The 15,983-nt window shown below is 69.7% G+C and carries 11 protein-coding genes; 7 read left to right on the top strand and 4 right to left on the bottom strand.

Translation table 11 applies throughout. The features are described from left to right. Positions 1-63: 63 nt before the first annotated feature. Positions 64-1,275 (top strand): DUF1566 domain-containing protein, encoded by a 1,212-nt coding sequence (locus O9280_RS05005; RefSeq protein ID WP_298339601.1) that lies wholly within the window; start codon positions 64-66, stop codon positions 1,273-1,275. A 30-nt stretch (positions 1,276-1,305) separates the two neighbouring features. Here O9280_RS05005 and O9280_RS05000 read toward each other — a convergent pair whose 3' ends face one another. Further along, the gene (locus tag O9280_RS05000) at positions 1,306-1,908 is read right to left on the bottom strand and encodes a TetR/AcrR family transcriptional regulator (protein WP_298339598.1); all 603 of its coding nucleotides are present in this window, start codon (positions 1,906-1,908) and stop codon (positions 1,306-1,308) included. 61 nt (positions 1,909-1,969) lie between these two features. Here O9280_RS05000 and O9280_RS04995 point away from each other — a divergent pair, with 61 nt between their 5' ends. Both O9280_RS04995 and O9280_RS04990 read left to right on the top strand, forming a co-directional pair. After that, positions 1,970-3,043 (top strand): efflux RND transporter periplasmic adaptor subunit, encoded by a 1,074-nt coding sequence (locus O9280_RS04995; RefSeq protein WP_298339595.1) that lies wholly within the window; start codon positions 1,970-1,972, stop codon positions 3,041-3,043. Further along, positions 3,040-6,162: an efflux RND transporter permease subunit gene (locus tag O9280_RS04990; RefSeq protein ID WP_298339592.1), complete on the top strand. Its 3,123-nt coding sequence runs from the start codon at positions 3,040-3,042 to the stop codon at positions 6,160-6,162. The genes O9280_RS04995 and O9280_RS04990 overlap by 4 nt, the downstream gene beginning before the upstream one ends. Positions 6,163-6,223: 61 nt before the next feature. Here the strand turns inward: O9280_RS04990 and O9280_RS04985 are convergent, their stop codons facing one another. Continuing rightward, the gene (locus O9280_RS04985; protein WP_298339588.1) at positions 6,224-7,078 is read right to left on the bottom strand and encodes an NAD(P)H-binding protein; all 855 of its coding nucleotides are present in this window, start codon (positions 7,076-7,078) and stop codon (positions 6,224-6,226) included. Positions 7,079-7,179: 101 nt separating this feature from the next. On the opposite strand from O9280_RS04985, the gene O9280_RS04980 reads away from it, so the two are divergent. Then, entirely contained in the window at positions 7,180-8,133 is a 954-nt protein-coding gene (locus O9280_RS04980; RefSeq protein ID WP_298339585.1) for a LysR family transcriptional regulator, read from the top strand. 134 nt (positions 8,134-8,267) lie between these two features. After that, positions 8,268-8,465, top strand: a complete 198-nt coding sequence (locus tag O9280_RS04975; protein ID WP_298339582.1) for a YjfB family protein — start codon at positions 8,268-8,270, stop codon at positions 8,463-8,465. On the opposite strand, the gene O9280_RS04970 is transcribed toward O9280_RS04975, so the two are convergent. Together O9280_RS04970 and O9280_RS04965 are read right to left on the bottom strand one after the other, a co-directional pair. Beyond that, positions 8,456-10,564 carry an FAD-dependent oxidoreductase gene (locus O9280_RS04970; RefSeq protein WP_298339579.1) on the bottom strand — a complete coding sequence of 703 codons (2,109 nt, stop codon included), beginning with the start codon at positions 10,562-10,564 and terminating at the stop codon, positions 8,456-8,458. The two genes, O9280_RS04975 and O9280_RS04970, sit on opposite strands and share 10 nt — an antisense overlap. A 6-nt stretch (positions 10,565-10,570) precedes the next feature. Continuing rightward, positions 10,571-11,626, bottom strand: a complete 1,056-nt coding sequence (locus tag O9280_RS04965) for an SRPBCC family protein (RefSeq protein ID WP_298339577.1) — start codon at positions 11,624-11,626, stop codon at positions 10,571-10,573. A gap of 100 nt (positions 11,627-11,726) precedes the next feature. Between O9280_RS04965 and O9280_RS04960 the strand changes: the two genes are divergently transcribed. After that, a complete protein-coding gene (locus O9280_RS04960) occupies positions 11,727-13,430 on the top strand; it encodes a tetratricopeptide repeat-containing sulfotransferase family protein (protein WP_298339574.1) in 1,704 nt (567 codons plus the stop codon). A 49-nt stretch (positions 13,431-13,479) separates the two neighbouring features. Then, positions 13,480-15,903, top strand: a complete 2,424-nt coding sequence (locus O9280_RS04955) for a TonB-dependent receptor (protein ID WP_298339572.1) — start codon at positions 13,480-13,482, stop codon at positions 15,901-15,903. The last annotated feature ends 80 nt before the right edge of the window (positions 15,904-15,983 follow it).

Genomic DNA, 15,983 nt, shown 5'->3' with positions numbered 1-15,983 from the left:
GGGCCTCCTGCGACGCATCAGCCCCCCCGCTGCATCATGGGGAGCAGGCTCCCGGAGACTGCCATGACCCGTTGCGCAGCGTGTGTCACCGCCCTCCTCGTCGCGTGCCTCGCGATGCCCATCGCCGCGGCCACGCCGTCGTATCCGCTCGTCGGCACCCAGCAGGATCAGTGCTACGCCGTCAGCGGCGCCACGATGCCCTGCCCCGCGTCCGGCCAACCGCTGGCCGGGCAGGACGCCGCATCCGGCGGACGCGCGACGGCCTATGTCGACCATGGCGACGGCACCGTCACGGACACCGTCACGGGGTTGATGTGGGCCAAAGCCCCCATCGACGCCGTGGCCTTCGCGGACACCGGCGCGACCGCGAAAGCGAGCCGGCTGGCCGGCCACGACGACTGGCGCGTGCCCAGCCTTCGCGAGCTGTACTCGCTGATCGATTTCCGCGGCGGCTTCACCGGTGACCCGGCCACCTCGCGTCCGTACATCGATGCAAAGGCCTTCACCTTCGCCTACGCGGCCGGCACCGGCTTGGGGGACGCGGCCCACGGACGCCGCCCCATCGACGTGCAGGAGTGGACGTCGACCCGCTACATCGGCCGGACCATGGGACGGGACGAGACGGTGTTCGGCGTGAACTTCGCCGATGGCAGGATCAAGGGCTACCCGGTGATGGACCCCGCCAACCGGATGCAGACGCCGCACCGCCTGGCGCTGCGCCTCGTCCGCGGGCCGACGTACGGCACCAATGACTTCCATGCCGGCGGCGAGGTCGTCGAGGACCGCGCGACCGGACTGACGTGGCAGCGCGGCGACAGCCGCACGCCCGTCCCGTGGGCCGAGGCCCTCGCCACCTGCGACCGGCTCGTGCTCGGCGGCCACGACGACTGGCGCCTGCCCACCGCCAAGGAACTGCAGTCGATCATCGACACCACGCGCGTGCCGGCGCTCGACCCGGTGTTCGACCTGTCCGATCCGGCGGCCTACCTGTGGACCTCGACCACCCACCTCGAGAGCGCGCCCCCGGCGGCGGAGACGGCGCCCTTCCATGCGCGGGGCGAGCTGGCCGTCTACTTCGCCGTGGGGCCGGCCCTCGGCAAGGTCGAATCACCGCCCGGTTTGGGGCGACGCGTGTGGATGGACGTCCATGGCGCCGGTGCGCAGCGCAGCGACCCGAAGACCGCAACGCCGGGCCAGTGGCCGGGCGGCTTCGGCCCTCAGGGCGACGACATCCGCGGGGCGAACCTCGCAAAGTGCGTGCGCCGGACACGCTGAAGGGCGGATCGAGGCCTGCGCGCCTTGGCGTCACCAACCACGCACGACCGGCGCGACGATGTCCGCGGCCGGCGCGAAGGCGCCCGGGGGCTGGAAGTCGGTCATGCCGTCGATGGCGAGCCGCGACCAGCCGTGGACCACGGTCCAGATCGCATTGGCCCGCTTGAGCAGGTCGATCTCGTCGAGGATCCCCGGGGCCGACGCGGCCGCCGTGGCCGCCACGAGCCGGCCGAAACAGGCCATCGCCGCCTCGTGCAGCGGGGAGTGCTCCATCAGCGCGGGTTTGTCGATGCCGAACATCACCCGGTAGAGATGCGGGAACTCCACGGCGAAGCCGGTGTAGAGGTCGCAGAGCCGGATCAGGCGCTCCTTGGCATCGGGTTCGCTGTAGGCATCGAAGCGCTCCGTCATCTGGACGAAGCCACCGGCGGCCACCTCCGCGAGGATCTCGTCCTTGGATGCGAAGTGCCGGTATGGGGCGTTGGCCGTCACCCCGGCCCGCTTCGCCAGTTCCCGCAGGCTCAAGGATTCATAGGCGCCCTGGTCCAACGCCCTCCGGGCGACCTGCAGGATGGCCTCCCGGAGATTCCCGTGGTGGTAGGCGTTTCGTGGTTTCCGGACAGGCTTGGACATGGCTTGACGATAGCGCGAATCGCGAGTGTACACTATCCACATTGTGTACATCGGACACTTTATGCGCCAGCGTGCCCTGCCCCTTCGCCTCGCCGCGTGGATCGCGGCCTCCCTCGTCATGGCGGGCTGCTCCGCCGACCCGGACCGTCGCGCCGAGGCCTCGGCCGCGACCGCGGTGCCGGTCGTGGTCCAGACGCCGCGGCCGGCCTCCACGTTGCTTCCTGTGCCGGCGATCGGCCGCCTCGAGCGCGCCGAGGAATCGACGCTCGGCTTCCTCTCCGGCGGCGTGGTCGATCGCATCGACGTCGATATCGGCGACGTCGTGCGCAAGGGCCAGGTGCTCGCGACGCAGGCCCCGACGACCGTCGATGCCGCGCTCCAGCAGGCGCAGGAGCAGCAGGCGCAGGCCCACCGCGACCGGGAACGCGCCGCCGAACTGGTGCAGAAGCAACTGCTGCCGCGCCAGGTCCTCGACGACGCCACGACCCGCCTCATCGTGGCCGAGGCCCAGGTGCGCAGCGCGGTGTTCGCCGCCCGCAACGCGCGGATCGTCGCGCCGGCGGACGGGGTGGTCAGGCGGCGCCTGGCCGAACCCGGCGAAGTCGTCGGCGCCGGTGCGCCCATCCTCGTGGTGAGTGGCGGCGATGCGGGATGGCGGCTGCGCGCGACGGTCGCGGACCGCGACGGCCTGCGCCTCCGCGTCGGCGATCGGGCGAGCATCCGCATCGACGCGATCGGCGGCCTCCCGTGGCCGGCGACCGTGTCGCGGATTGGCGGCGAAGCCGACGCGGCGAGCGGCGGCATCGCCGTGGACCTCGCGCTTTCGGCTCCCGCGGGCGAGGGCGCCGCGGCACTGCGCAGCGGCCTCGTGGCCAGCGCGCGGATCGATGCATCCGCCGACACGGGACTCGCCGTGCCGACCTCGGCCCTCGTCGCCATCGAGGACGGACGGGGGCGCGTGTTCGTCGCGAGGGACGGCCGGGCGGTGCCGCTCGACCTCCGACTCGGGGAGGTCGGGTCCGAGCACGTCCGCGTGCTCGAAGGCCTGGACGCGAACGACGCGGTGGTGGTGGAAGGCGCCGCCTACCTCGCCGAAGGCACCCCGGTTTCGACCCTGAGCGACGGTGCGCCGTGAGCCCCTGGTCCTTCGCCGTCCAGCGCTGGCAGTTCACCAGCGTCGCCCTGCTCCTGCTCGTGGCCCTGGGCGCCTTCGCCATGGCCTCCATCCCGCGCCAGGAGGACCCCACCTTCCCGATTCCGCTCACCACGGTGGTGGTCGTGTATCCCGGCGCCGATCCGATGGACGTCGAGCGCCTCGCCATCGACCCGATCGAAGACGCGCTCGCCGAACTGGAGGACGTCAAGGAGATCCGCTCCACCAGCGAGAGCGGGCTTGGCGTCATCCAGATCGAATTCGAGTGGACGGTGACGCCGGACGACAAATACGACGAGGTGGTCCGCGAGGTGAACGCACTCCGCGGATCGCTGCCGGCGGGCGTGCGTGACATCACCTTCCGCAAGGCCAACCCGGGCCTCGTGAACATCCTGCAGGTTGCGCTGGTCGCACCGGCCCTCGACGGTCGGCGCCTCAAGCAGTTGACCGATGATCTCGAGGAATCGCTGGAAAGCGTGCCCGGCATCCGCCGCGCGGAGTCCTGGGGCTTTCCCGCACCGGAAGTTCGCGCCACGCTCGATCTGCCGCGCATGGCCGCGCTGGGCATCGACGTGGCCACGGTCGATGCCGCGGTGGCCGGCGAGGGCGCAAGCATTCCCGGCGGCGCGGTCGACGTCGGCCAGCGCCGCTACAACCTCAAGGGCACCGGCGACTACGCCAGCGTCGAGGCCATCGCGAACACGGTGGTCGCGACACGCAACGGGCGCCCCGTGCTGCTCCGTGACATCGCCGACGTGCGATGGGCCACCGAGGAACCGACCTACCTCGCGCGCTACAACGGCGAGCGCGCGGCCTTCGTCACCGCCAACATGAAGGACGGCTTCAGCATCTTCGACGTCCAGGCCGGGCTCGACCGGCGGCTGGCCGAGTTTCGCGCCACCCTGCCCCCGGGCGTCCGCCTCGAGGTCGGCTTCGAGCAGGCGGACAACGTCGCCCATCGCCTGAGCCGCCTTGGCTTCGACTTCGGCATCGCGCTCGCACTGGTCTCGATCACCCTGCTCCCCCTCGGGTTCCGCGCCGCCGGCATCGTCATGGTCGCCATCCCGCTGTCGCTGGCCATGGGCGTGGCCGCGCTGTGGTTCCTCGGCTTCTCGCTGAACCAGATTTCGATCGCGGGCTTCGTCGTCGCGCTCGGCCTGCTGGTCGACGACGCCATCGTCGTGGTCGAGAACATCGCGCGGCACCTGCGTGAAGGCGCCGACCGCGTGCGCGCCGCCATCGATGGCACGCGGCAGATCGCGTTGGCCGTCCTCGGCACCACGGCGGTACTGATCCTCGCCTTCCTGCCGCTGCTCAACCTGCCCGAAGGGGCCGGCAAGTTCACGCGCGGCCTGCCGCTGGCCGTGGTGATGACCGTGGCGGCCTCGCTGCTGGTGGCATTCACCGTGGTGCCCTTTCTCGCCAGCCGTTTCCTGCCGCGCGAATCGCACGGCGAAGGCAATGCCCTGCTGCGTGGCCTGAAGTCGGCCATCCACCGCGTGTACGCCCCGGTGCTGGCCAAGGCGCTGGTCGCCCCGAGGCGGGCGCTACTGCTCTGCACCGCGCTGTTCGTCGCGTCGCTGGCTCTCGTGCCCTTCCTCGGCTTCTCGCTGTTCCCTGCCGCCGACAAGCCGCAGTTCCTCGTCAAGATCGACGCCGCGGAAGGCGCCTCGCTGGACTCGACCGATCGCGCCCTGCGCTTCGTCGATGGCGTGCTGGCCGGGACGCCGGGCGTGGTCCACCGCATGGCGAACCTCGGCCGCGGCAACCCGCTGATCTACTACAACGAGTTCCCCGAGGAGACGAAGACCACGGTCGGCGAGGTGTTCGTCTCGCTCGATCGCTGGGACGGCGCCCGCTCCGAGGCCCTGCTGGAAGACCTGCGCCGGCGTTTCGCGGCATATCCCGACGCGCGTATCACCGTGGCGCAGTTCCAGAACGGCCCGCCGATCGAGGCCCCGATCGCGGTGCGCGTGGTCGGCCCCGACCTCGCGGCGTTGTCCACGTTGGCCCGCGACGTCGAAACGACGCTGGTCGCCGTTCCGGGCGTGCGCGACGTCGACAATCCGCTGCGCCTGCCGCGCATCGACCTCGATCTCGGTTTCGACACCCTCGAGGCGGGCCTGCTCGGTGTGCCGAGCCTCGACCTCGACCGCATGACGCGCCTTGCTACGGCCGGCGTCGAAAGCGCGCGGTTCCGGGATGAACGCGGCGACGACTATGCCGTGCAGCTGCGACTGCCGACCGGCGCCCATCCGACGCCCGAGGTGCTGGCCGACCTGTACTTCACCAGCCGCAGCAGCGGCGCGGCGATCCCCTTCCGGCAGCTGGCCGAACCCCGGCTCGTGAGTGGCCCGAGCGAGATCCAGCGCCTCGACCGCGAGCGAATGGTCACGGTCACGGCGAATGTGCGGCAGGGTTTCGTGTCGGGCGATGTCTCGGCGGCCGTGTACCGGGCGCTGGACGCGAAGGACTGGCCCGCGGGCTACCGCATCGAGGCCGGCGGCGAGGCAGAGGCAGCCGCCAGCAGCCTCGGTGGGCTCGGCACCGCGGTGATCATTGCCACCTTCGGCATCCTCGCCGTGCTCGTGCTCGAGTTCGGCAGCTTCCGCAGCACGCTGATCGTCCTCGGCGTCGTGCCCTTCGGCATCCTCGGCGCCCTGGTCGCCCTGTTCCTCGCCGGCTACCCGCTGAGCTACATGGCGATCATCGGCTTCGTCGCGCTCGTCGGCATCGAGACCAAGAACAGCCTCCTGCTCGTCGACTTCACCAACGAGCTGCGCCGCGAAGGCCTCCCGCTCGACGCCGCGATCGCCAAGGCCGGCGAGCAGCGCTTCCTGCCCGTAGTGCTGACCTCGGTGACGGCCATCGGCGGCCTGTTGCCGCTGGCCTTGAGCGGCTCGGCGCTCTATGCCCCGCTGGCCATCGTGCTGATCGGTGGCCTGGTGAGTTCGACGCTGCTTTCGCGGGTAGTCACGCCCTTGATGTACAAGCTGCTGCCGCCGGCCATCGACGTCGACGTCGACGTCGACGTGCCGCCGATCCTTTCGTCCCCACCGACGGCAGGCGTCGCCTCGGGGCGGTCGAACCCGACGGGCTGACGGAAGGCGTGCCCCGGCCGGCCGGGGCCACCCCATTCCGGGCGCGCGATCTTCCTTGGCGTCAGCGCCAGACGTGGGCGTGCCCGCGGGCGAAGTCGGCGAACCGCCGGGGCGGACGTCCGGTCAGGGTCTGCACGCCGTCGGCGATGCCTGCGCCCCAGCCGTTGCGCACGATCGCGTTCAGGCTGGTCAGCCAGTCGACGACGGCGGGCGGCATGCCGGACGCCGCCATCGCATCGCGGGCGGTGTCCAGAGGCACGTCGACGTACTGCACGGGACGACCGAGTTCCTGCGAGATGAGCGCCATCTGCTCCGCCTCCGTCAGCGCCTCGGGGCCGGTCAGGTCGTAGGTGCGGCCCGAATGCGCGGCGGGGTCGGCCAACACCACGGCCGCAGCCGCCGCGATGTCGCGGACATCGACCACCGCCATCGCGCCTTCGCCGTGCGCGGCGTAGAGCGTGCCGGCGCGGATCGCCCCAGCGTTGAAGTTCACGTGGTTCTGCATGAAGAAGGTCGGCCGGAGGATCGTCCACGGCAGCCCGCTCTGCATGACGAGACGGTCGATCTCGCCCTGCACGCGGGCGATCGCCATCGGACTGTCCGGGTCGGCGCCCGCGCCCGAGGAACGCACCACGTGGCGGATGCCCGCGTCACGTGCGGCCTGCAGCGCGTTCGCGGCCCACGCGAGCATGTCGGGGGCCAAGGGCAGCAGCAGGAACAGGGTGTCGAAACCACGCATCGCCTCGGCGAGCGTGTCCGGCCGGGCGAAGTCGCCGACCACGACGGGCACGGGCGAGGCCTCGCTGGAGGGCTTCGAACGGAGCGCCGTGACGTCGGCGCCCTGGCGGAGGAGTTCGGCCACGAGGGCCGAGCCGATGGTGCCGGATGCGCCGGCGACGAGGATGCGATGGCTCATGACGATGTCCTTGCGGGTGTTGAGGTGGCAGGCATCCTGATCCGCTCGGGGAAAGACAGAAAGCCATAGAATGGAAATTCATCTTCAACCTGAATTTGAAAATGAGCGCCCCCAAGCTCCAGCGTCTGGTTGCCTTCGTCGAGTCCGCGGCGAACGGCGGGTTCAGTGCGGCCGCACGCCGCCTCGACCTCACGCCCGCGGCCGTCAGCAAGAGCGTGCAGCGGCTCGAGGACGAGCTTGGCCTGCGCCTGTTCAAGCGTTCGACGCGCCAGCTGCGCCTGACGCCGGAAGGCGAACGCTTCCTCGCGCAGGTCGCCCCCGGCCTTCGGCAGCTCGACGAGGCGGTGGCCGAGATGGCGCAGGACGCCAGCCTGCCGCGGGGCCGCGTGCGCATCTCCGCGCCGCCGGGGTTCGGGCGCCGCTATGTGCTGCCCTGCCTGCCGTCCCTCGCCGCGCAACACCCGCAACTGGACATCGAACTGAGCCTCGAGAACCGCAAGGTCGACCTGATCGGCGATGGCTTCGACATCGGCGTGCGCGGCGGAACCCTCGAAGATTCAGGACTTGTCGCACGCCGTGTCGCACGCTTGCCCCTCGTGCTGGTGGCGTCGTCCACCTACCTCCGCCGGCACGGCGCTCCGCCTTCCGCCGACGCCCTTTCCAGCCATCAGTGCATCGGCATACGCCTCGATGGCGGCGCCGAGATTCCGTGGCGGTTCCGCCGCGGCGACCGCAGCCACGATCTCCGCCCTCGGGGTGTGCGCCTGTGGCTCTCCGACCCCGAGGCCGCGCTCGACCTCGCGCTGGCCCACGGCGGCATCGCCCAGGTGGGCCTGCACCACGCGATGCCCGGCCTGCGCAGCGGGCGGCTGAGGGCCTTGCTCATCAACGAGCATGACCCCGGCGACCGCGAGATCGCCGTGCACTACGCCCACCGGCACCATCTCGCCCCGCGCGTCCGGGTGGTCGTCGATGCGCTCGTGGACGCCCTCGCCGGCCACGACGATCTGCAGGCCGCACCCGGCCAACTCCCCGGCGCCTGGGTCGCGGGTTGAGCGCCGGTCGGGACAACCTGCTCATGCGCCGCGCCGTGAAGGCGAGCGCGTGAACCGGCGAGGCTTGGCATCGGCGGTCAAGTTTCTGCCGGCTCGGCCGATTCACACTTCGATTCGAGAGGAACCATGACGACATGGACCCGATTTCCGCTGCCATCGTCCGCAGCGCGACGGCGCTTTCACAGGCGCAACTCAACCAGCAGGTGAGCTATGCCGTGCTTCGGAAGGCGATGGATGCCGAAGCCAGCACCGCCGCGATGCTGTTGCAGGCCATTCCGCAACCGCCCCCGATGAAAGGCACGAGCGGCGGCCTGGTGGACACCTACGCCTGATCGTGGTGGAAATGCCGGCGGAAGGCCACCTCGCTTTCGCGTGGCGCGCCCAGTTCCTGCGCGTGCCGGTGGCCGGCGTAGACGGCGTGAACGATCATGCCCGGGGCCTGGGCGTCGCCGATGCAATCGACCGTCACGATGCCTGCATCGCGCCATTCGGGCTCGCGCTCGCGCAGCGCCAGGTACAGGGCATCATCGGGTGACCGGGAGGTGACAAGCAGCACCGCGTCGCAGGCGAGGTGCTCCTGACGACCTGTCCAGACGTCTTCCAGGGTGACGCGGCCGGACTCGGCGGCGACGAGGTTGACCGACACCCGGGTTGCCACATCGAGGGCCGCCAGTCGCTTTCGTACGTGGCGGTACTCGAGGGTGTGACCACCCCAGGCGCCAACCACATCGTCAGGCGTGGCCAGAACAACGGGGTTGCCGCGTGCACGCAGGGCCTCCGCGGCCACGCCGGCGTAGTAACCGTAGTCGTCATCGAAGACCAGCACGCGACCCTTGGGCCAGCGGCCATCCATGAGGTCATCCAGCGTAAACACCGGCGGATGTGCCGACACCGCAAGCTTCGCCGCGACAGGATCGGCCACGCTGATCGCGCCGCCCAGTGCGGCGATGCCCAGGCCATTGCTGCGACCGTAGCCGTCACGGCGCCAATGGCAGCCGGTGGCGATCACCACATGCTCGGCGCCGAAATCCAGTACGTCCTGCACGCCCAAAAGCGAATCGAGGTAAATGGCCACGTTCGGCATCTTGCGGATCTGCCCCAGCCGCCAGTCGCGCACGCGGGCCCACTCCGCCAATCCCGGCAGCCGCGCTTCGCGAGTCACGCGTCCACCGAGCTCACGGCGTGCTTCAGCGAGGCTCACGTCGTAACCGCGCTGGCCCAGCGCCCTCGCCGCCTCCAGTCCCGCCGGTCCGCCACCCACCACGAGGATGCGCGCTTCGCGATGGCGCGGCGCGATGCGCTCCGGGTGCCAGCCCTTGCGCCACTCCTCGCCCATGCTCGGGTTCTGCGTGCAGCGGATCGGCGAGATGGTGTTGTCGCCGGAAACACAGACGTTGCAGCCGATGCACTCGCGGATGTCGTCGACGCGGCCTTCCTCGATTTTCTTAGGCAGGTAGGGGTCGGCGATCGAGGGCCGCGCGGCACCGATGAAATCAACGATCCCACGGCGGATCTGCGAGACCATCGTGTCGGGCGAGGTGAAGCGCCCGACGCCGACCACCGGCTTGGTGGTGGTGCGCTTCACGAAATCGACGAAGGGTTCCTGCGCGCCCTCCCCGGCGAAGCGCGAGGGCACGGAATCGTTGTACCAGGCCGCGACGTTCACATCCCAGAGGTCGGGCAGCTCGGCCAGCATCGCAACGATGTCGCGCGCCTCGGCCAGCTCCACGCCCTCGGGGCCCAGCATCTCCTCGGTCGCGAAGCGCAGGGCCACACCGCAGCGGTGGCCGACGGCCTCGCGGGTGTCCTCCAGCAGTTCGCGCAGCAGTCGCACGCGATTCTCGAGCGAGCCGCCGTACTCGTCGGTGCGGTGGTTGCGGCGGCGCTGCAGGAAGTGCATCGCCAGCGAGAGATCGTGCGCGGCGTAGACGTACACCACGTCCATGCCCGCCCGCATCGCCCGCACGGCCGCCTCGCGATGCCAGCGCCGGTAGTCGCGGATGTCGGCCTTGTCCATCTCCCGCGCCTGCGTCGGGTAGCCGTACTTCGAGGGCTGGTGCGAAGGGGCGATCAGCACCTCGCGCGAGAACAGGTTCGAGGCCGTCGGGCCGTTGTGCGTCAGCTCGATCGCGGCCAGCGCGCCATGGGCGTGCACTTTGTCCGCCATCAGGGCCAGCGCGGGGATGTCGCGGTCGTCCCAGAGCCGCGCCTCGACGAAGGGCGTGAGATCACCGCTGGGGTGGATCTCGCATTCCTCCGTGCTGATCACCGCCCAGCCGCCTTCGGCCTTTACCTCGCGCATGGCGGCGTGGGCCAGCGGCATCGCGTGGCCCATGCCGTTGCAGTGCGGCACCTGGAAGAAGCGGTTCTTCGCCACCACGGGGCCAATGGCCACCGGGGTGAACAGCACGTCGAAGCGCGGGTCGCGCATTAGGCCTCAGCCCGCGCCCGCCGCGGCGTAGGCCGCGCGCAGCAGGTTCTGGAAGTGCCACACCCCGCTCTCGCGCTTCGGGCACAGGCGCCCGGCCTCGTAGGTACCCGAGGCGAGGCCCTTCTGCACGGCCTCGCAGATGCCGATGTCCTCTTCCTGCACCTCGTGGCTGAAGTCGCGGTCGGCGGCGATGCGGGCCTGCGCCTGCTCGTCCTCGACGTAGTAGTAGTCGAACTCCACGCGGCAGCGGTCGGGCCCCAGCGGCAGGATCCGGTTGGTCTGCAGGCGCCCCGGCATGATGTTGAGCATCACGTTCGGGTAGACGAAGTAGTAGAAGGCGTCGCCATCGCCGTACATCGCGCCGCCATCGCGGATCGGCGAGTGCTGCAGGGAGTGCCAGGCCCCAAGCTCGGTGTCGTAGGCGCGGTAGTCCAACACCTTCGACAGCCCCGGATGGACGTGCGGCAGGTGGTAGCCCTCGAGGAAATTGTCGACATACACCTTCCAGTTGCAGGCGATGTCGTACTGCTCACGGCGCAGGAAGCGCATGGCCGAGAGGTCGATCGGGGCGATGCGCTCGGCGATGCCGGCATACACCTCGTCGAACGGCGGCGTTTCGGGATCGATCGCCACGAACACCAGGCCCTGCCACTCGTGCACGCGCAGCGGCGGAAGGCGGATCGCCTTGACGTCGAAGTCCTCGGCGCCCTGCATCTCCGGGGCGGATTTCAGCTGCCCGTCGAGCCCGTAGCTCCAGCCGTGGTACTTGCAGTGCAACGCCCGCGCGCCCTTGCCGTTGCAGAAGGCCAGCGGCCCGGCCCGGTGTCGGCAGACGTTCGGGAAGGCACGCAGTACGCCGTCGGCACCGCGCACCACGAGGACCGGCACGTCACCGACCTGCTCGACCACGTGGTCGCCCGGCTCGGCCAGCAGGCCCTGATGGGCCACCAGCTGCCAGCTGCGCGCGATGACCGCCCGCTGGTCACGGCGAAGCGCCGCGTCACCCGCGTAGTAAAGGGCCGGCAATGCGATGGCGCGCGCCAGCACCGTGTTGGACTCCATCCCCATTCTTCCCCCCATCAGTCGTGCCCGGTCCCGGTGGACGGCCATGCTCGCATGCCGTTAGATTGCCGTGACGAAAAAATGAAAGGCACGGCAGGCGATGCCAGCAGAGCCACACGCGACCAGCGTACCGCAGGCCCCCAGCCGGCCCGATGCCGGCGTCGCTACGTCGCCGCCCGGCCGACTCGCCCGACAGCTCGACGCCGCCAAACGCAACCCGCGATTGATCGCCGCGGCCAGCGCCCTGCAAGCCAATGCCCTGCCCGACGCCGAAACCCATCTGCGCGAGCACCTCGCCATCGCGCCCGACGACGTCGCGGCGCTGCGGATGATGGCGGAGCTCGCCGCCCGCCTCGGCCGCCAGGAAGACGCTGAAGCCCTGCTCGAACGCTGCCTGGCCCTGGAACCCGGCTTCGACGCCGCGCGGCAGAACTACGCGATGGTCCTGCATCGCGGCAACAAGCCCGAGCAGGCGCTGGCCGAGATCGAACGCCTGCTCCGCACCCAACCCGACAACGCGCACTACCGCAACCTCAAGGCCGTGGTGCTGTGCCGCATCGGTGATTACGCCCCGGCGATCGCCCTGTACGAAGGCATCCTCCGCGAGCATCCGGGGCAGTCCCGCCTCTGGCTGAGCCTCGGGCACGCGCTGAAGACCCACGGCGAGACGGCCCGGGCCATCGAGGCCTACCGCCGCGGCCTCGCGCTGGAGCCCGGCCACGGCGAGACCTGGTGGAGCCTCGCCAACCTCAAGACCTTCCGCTTCAGCGACGAGGACGTGGCGACGATGCAGCAACAGCTCGCGCGAGCCGACCTCTCCGAGGACGACCGCCTGCAGCTGCATTTCGCGCTCGGCAAGGCCCACGAGGACCGCGCCGAGCCCGCCCTCGCCTTCGCGAACTACGACCAGGGCAACCGCCGACGGCGCGCGCAGCTGCACTACTCGGCCGATGACACCACGGCACGCGTCGCCCGCATCGAAGCCACCTGCACCGAAGGCTTCTTCGCCTCGCGCCGGGGTTTCGGCAGCCCGGCGCGCGATCCGATCTTCATCCTCGGCCTGCCGCGCTCAGGCTCGACGCTGATCGAGCAGATCCTCTCCAGCCATTCGCAGGTGGAGGGCACGATGGAACTGCCCGAAGTGATCTCGATCACCCGCGAGCTGCGAGGCAAGGGCCCCGACGGCCGTCCCCTGCCCTACCACGAAGCGCTGGCCTCGCTCGGCGCCGACCGCCTCCGCGAACTGGGCGAGCAGTACCTCGAACACACGCGCATCCATCGTCGCAGCGACGCACCGCTGTTCATCGACAAGATGCCGAACAACTTCCAGCACATCGGGCTCATCCACCTGATGCTGCCGAACGCGACGATCATCGACGCCCGTCGCCACCCGCTGGCCTGCTGCTTCTCCGGCTTCAAGCAGCACTTCGCGCGTGGGCAGGCCTTCACCTATTCGCTCGAGGACATCGGCCGCTACTACCGCGACTACGTGCGCCTGATGGCGCACTACGACGCCGTGTTGCCGGGCCGGGTCCATCGCATCCACTACGAGTCCATGGTGGAAGACACCGAAGCCGAAGTTCGCCGCCTGCTGGACCACTGCGGCCTGCCTTTCGAGGACGGCTGCCTGCGCTTCTTCGAGAACACCCGGCCGGTGCGCACCGCGAGTTCCGAGCAGGTGCGCCAACCGATCTACCGCGATGGCGTCGACCACTGGCGCCATTTCGAACCCTGGCTCGACCCGCTGAAGGCCGCGCTCGGCCCGGTGCTCGACGCCTACCCCGCCGTTCCGCCGTTCCATTGAGCCACCACGCACCATCGCGTCCAACACGCCTGTCCACAGGGAGTCGACCATGAGTCATCGCATCCAACCTTCCGGCGCCAAACGGCCTCGGCCCTTGCCCAACCGAGGGCGCCTCGCCGTCGCGATCTACCTCGCCTTCGGCTCCGCGGCCTTCGCGCAGGCGCCCGAGCCGGAACGCACCGCAACGCTCGATGCGATCACGGTCACCTCGCAGAAGCGCAGCGAGAACCTCCAGGACGTGCCGATCAGCCTGCAGGTGCTCGACGCCCAGAAGCTCGACGAGCTGAACATCACCAACTTCGAGGACTACGTGAAGTACCTGCCCTCGGTCTCCTACGAGACGGGCGGCCCGGGCTTCGCGAAGATCTACATGCGCGGCGTCGCCAGCGGCGGCGACGGCAACCATTCCGGCTCGCTGCCGAGCGTGGGCGTGTACCTCGACGAGCAGCCGGTGACCACCATCCAGGGCCCGCTCGACATCCACGTCTACGACGTCGAGCGCATCGAGTCGCTGTCCGGCCCGCAGGGCACGCTGTACGGCGCCAGCTCGCAGGCCGGCACCCTGCGCATCATCACCAAGAAGCCGGACACGGCGGGCTTCGAGGCCGGTTATTCGGTCGGCGTGGACAAGACCTCCAGCGGCGGCTCCGGCCACGTGGCCGAGGGCTTCGTGAACCAGCCGCTCGGCGACAGCGCCGCCCTGCGCGTGGTTGCGTGGAAGGAGAAGGAAGCCGGCTTCATCGACAACGTGCGCGGCACCCGCACCTACCCGTCGTGGGATGCCGACTCCGGCGGCAATGGCACCGAGAACAACTTCGACCTCGCACGCGACGACTACAACAGCATCGACACCGAGGGTTTCCGCGCCGCGGCGCGCTTCGAACTCGGCGACCGCTGGACCATCACCCCCACCGTGATGCACCAGCGCCAGGAATCGCCGGGCTTCTTCGCCTTCGACCCGCAGGTGGGTGACCTCGCCGTCACGCACTTCAACCCGGAGGGCGGCGAGGACCGCTGGACGCAGGCCGCGCTGACCATCGAAGGCAAGATCGGCAACTTCGACGTCACCTACGCGTACGCCAACCTCGACCGCGACGTCGACACCGAATCCGACTACAGCGACTACGCGTTCTGGTACGACACCCTCGCGGGCTATGGCGCGTACTTCTACGACAACGACGGCGCGCTGGTGAACCCGTCGCAGTACATCCAGGCGGTGGACGGCTACAAGCGCGAAAGCCACGAGATCCGCTTCAGCTCGTCGCAGGAGAACCGCCTGCGCTTCGTCGGTGGTTTCTTCTTCCAGCAGCAGGACCACGACATCCAGCAGCGTTACAAGATCGACGGCATCGCCGATTCCCTCGCCGTCACCGGCTGGCGCGACACGCTGTGGCTGACCAAGCAGTTCCGCCAGGACGACGACAAGGCGGCGTTCGGCGAAGTCGCCTTCGACATCAATGATCGGCTCACGGCGACGCTGGGTGGCCGCCACTTCCGCGTCGACAACCGCCTGAAGGGCTTCTTCGGCTTCAGCGCCGGGTACAGCAGCCGCACCGGCGAGGCCGCGTGCTTCGACCAGACCGACTTCAACGGCGCGCCCTGCATCAACCTCGACAAGGGCGTGAAGGAGTCGGGGAACATCGGCAAGGCCAACCTGAGCTGGAAGATCGACGACGACCGGATGCTCTACCTCACGTGGTCGGAGGGTTTCCGTCCCGGTGGCATCAACCGCCGCGGCACCTTGCCGCCCTACCTGTCGGACTACCTGACGAACCTCGAGTTCGGCTGGAAGACCACGTGGTTCGAGAACCGCCTCGCATTCAACGGCTCGCTGTTCCGGCAGGACTGGGAGGACTTCCAGTTCAGCATCCTCGGCGCCAACGGCCTCACCGAGATCAAGAACGCCAACCAGGCGCAGATCGACGGCCTCGAGATGGACCTGAACTGGGCCGCCACCTACAACCTCAACCTCAGCGCCGCGGTGGCCTTCTACGACGCCAAACTGACCGAGAACTACTGCGGCTTCACCAACGCCAGCGGCGTCCCGGTCACGACCTGCCCGACGCCGGAGGCCCCGAAGGGCACGCAGCTGCCGGTGACGCCCGAGTTCAAGGGCACCGCGCAGGCGCGCTACAGCTTCGACCTCGCCGACGGTGAGGCCTATTGGCAGCTAGCGGCCTCCCGCGTGGGCGAGCGCACCTCGGACCTCCGGCTCCGCGAACGCGCGATCCTCGGCAACCTCGCCGCCTACACGACGATCGACTTCTCGATGGGCTACCGCCGCAACGACTGGTCGCTGGACCTCTACGCCAGCAACATCGCCGACGAGCGCGCCGAGGTGTCGAAGTTCACCGCCTGCGCGGAGACCGTCTGCGGCGCCCGGGGCGTGGTGCCGGAGTATCCGAACGGTCAGGTTTACACCAACACCATCCGTCCCCGCTCGATCGGGCTGCGCTTCTCGCAGTCGTTCTGATCGACGCCGGCTAACGGTGATCGCGTGAGAAGACGCCCCGGCTCGCCGGGGCGTCTTCTTTTCGGGATGCGGCGAACGAT

Source organism: Silanimonas sp. (genome assembly GCF_027531545.1).
In the GTDB taxonomy this organism is placed as follows: Bacteria; Pseudomonadota; Gammaproteobacteria; order Xanthomonadales; family Xanthomonadaceae; genus Silanimonas.
Note: the sequence above shows the minus strand (reverse complement) of the source record. Positions and strands in the feature narration are given on the sequence as shown.

Excerpts from the sequence above, each read along its gene's own strand:
- O9280_RS05005 (WP_298339601.1), top strand. The coding sequence starts at position 64 with ATGACCCGTTGCGCAGCGTGTGTCACCGCCCTCCTCGTCGCGTGCCTC.
- O9280_RS05000 (WP_298339598.1), bottom strand. The coding sequence starts at position 1,908 with ATGTCCAAGCCTGTCCGGAAACCACGAAACGCCTACCACCACGGGAAT.
- O9280_RS04995 (WP_298339595.1), top strand. The coding sequence starts at position 1,970 with ATGCGCCAGCGTGCCCTGCCCCTTCGCCTCGCCGCGTGGATCGCGGCC.
- O9280_RS04985 (WP_298339588.1), bottom strand. The coding sequence starts at position 7,078 with ATGAGCCATCGCATCCTCGTCGCCGGCGCATCCGGCACCATCGGCTCG.
- O9280_RS04980 (WP_298339585.1), top strand. The coding sequence starts at position 7,180 with ATGAGCGCCCCCAAGCTCCAGCGTCTGGTTGCCTTCGTCGAGTCCGCG.
- O9280_RS04975 (WP_298339582.1), top strand. The coding sequence starts at position 8,268 with ATGGACCCGATTTCCGCTGCCATCGTCCGCAGCGCGACGGCGCTTTCA.
- O9280_RS04970 (WP_298339579.1), bottom strand. The coding sequence starts at position 10,564 with ATGCGCGACCCGCGCTTCGACGTGCTGTTCACCCCGGTGGCCATTGGC.
- O9280_RS04965 (WP_298339577.1), bottom strand. The coding sequence starts at position 11,626 with ATGGAGTCCAACACGGTGCTGGCGCGCGCCATCGCATTGCCGGCCCTT.
- O9280_RS04960 (WP_298339574.1), top strand. The coding sequence starts at position 11,727 with ATGCCAGCAGAGCCACACGCGACCAGCGTACCGCAGGCCCCCAGCCGG.
- O9280_RS04955 (WP_298339572.1), top strand. The coding sequence starts at position 13,480 with ATGAGTCATCGCATCCAACCTTCCGGCGCCAAACGGCCTCGGCCCTTG.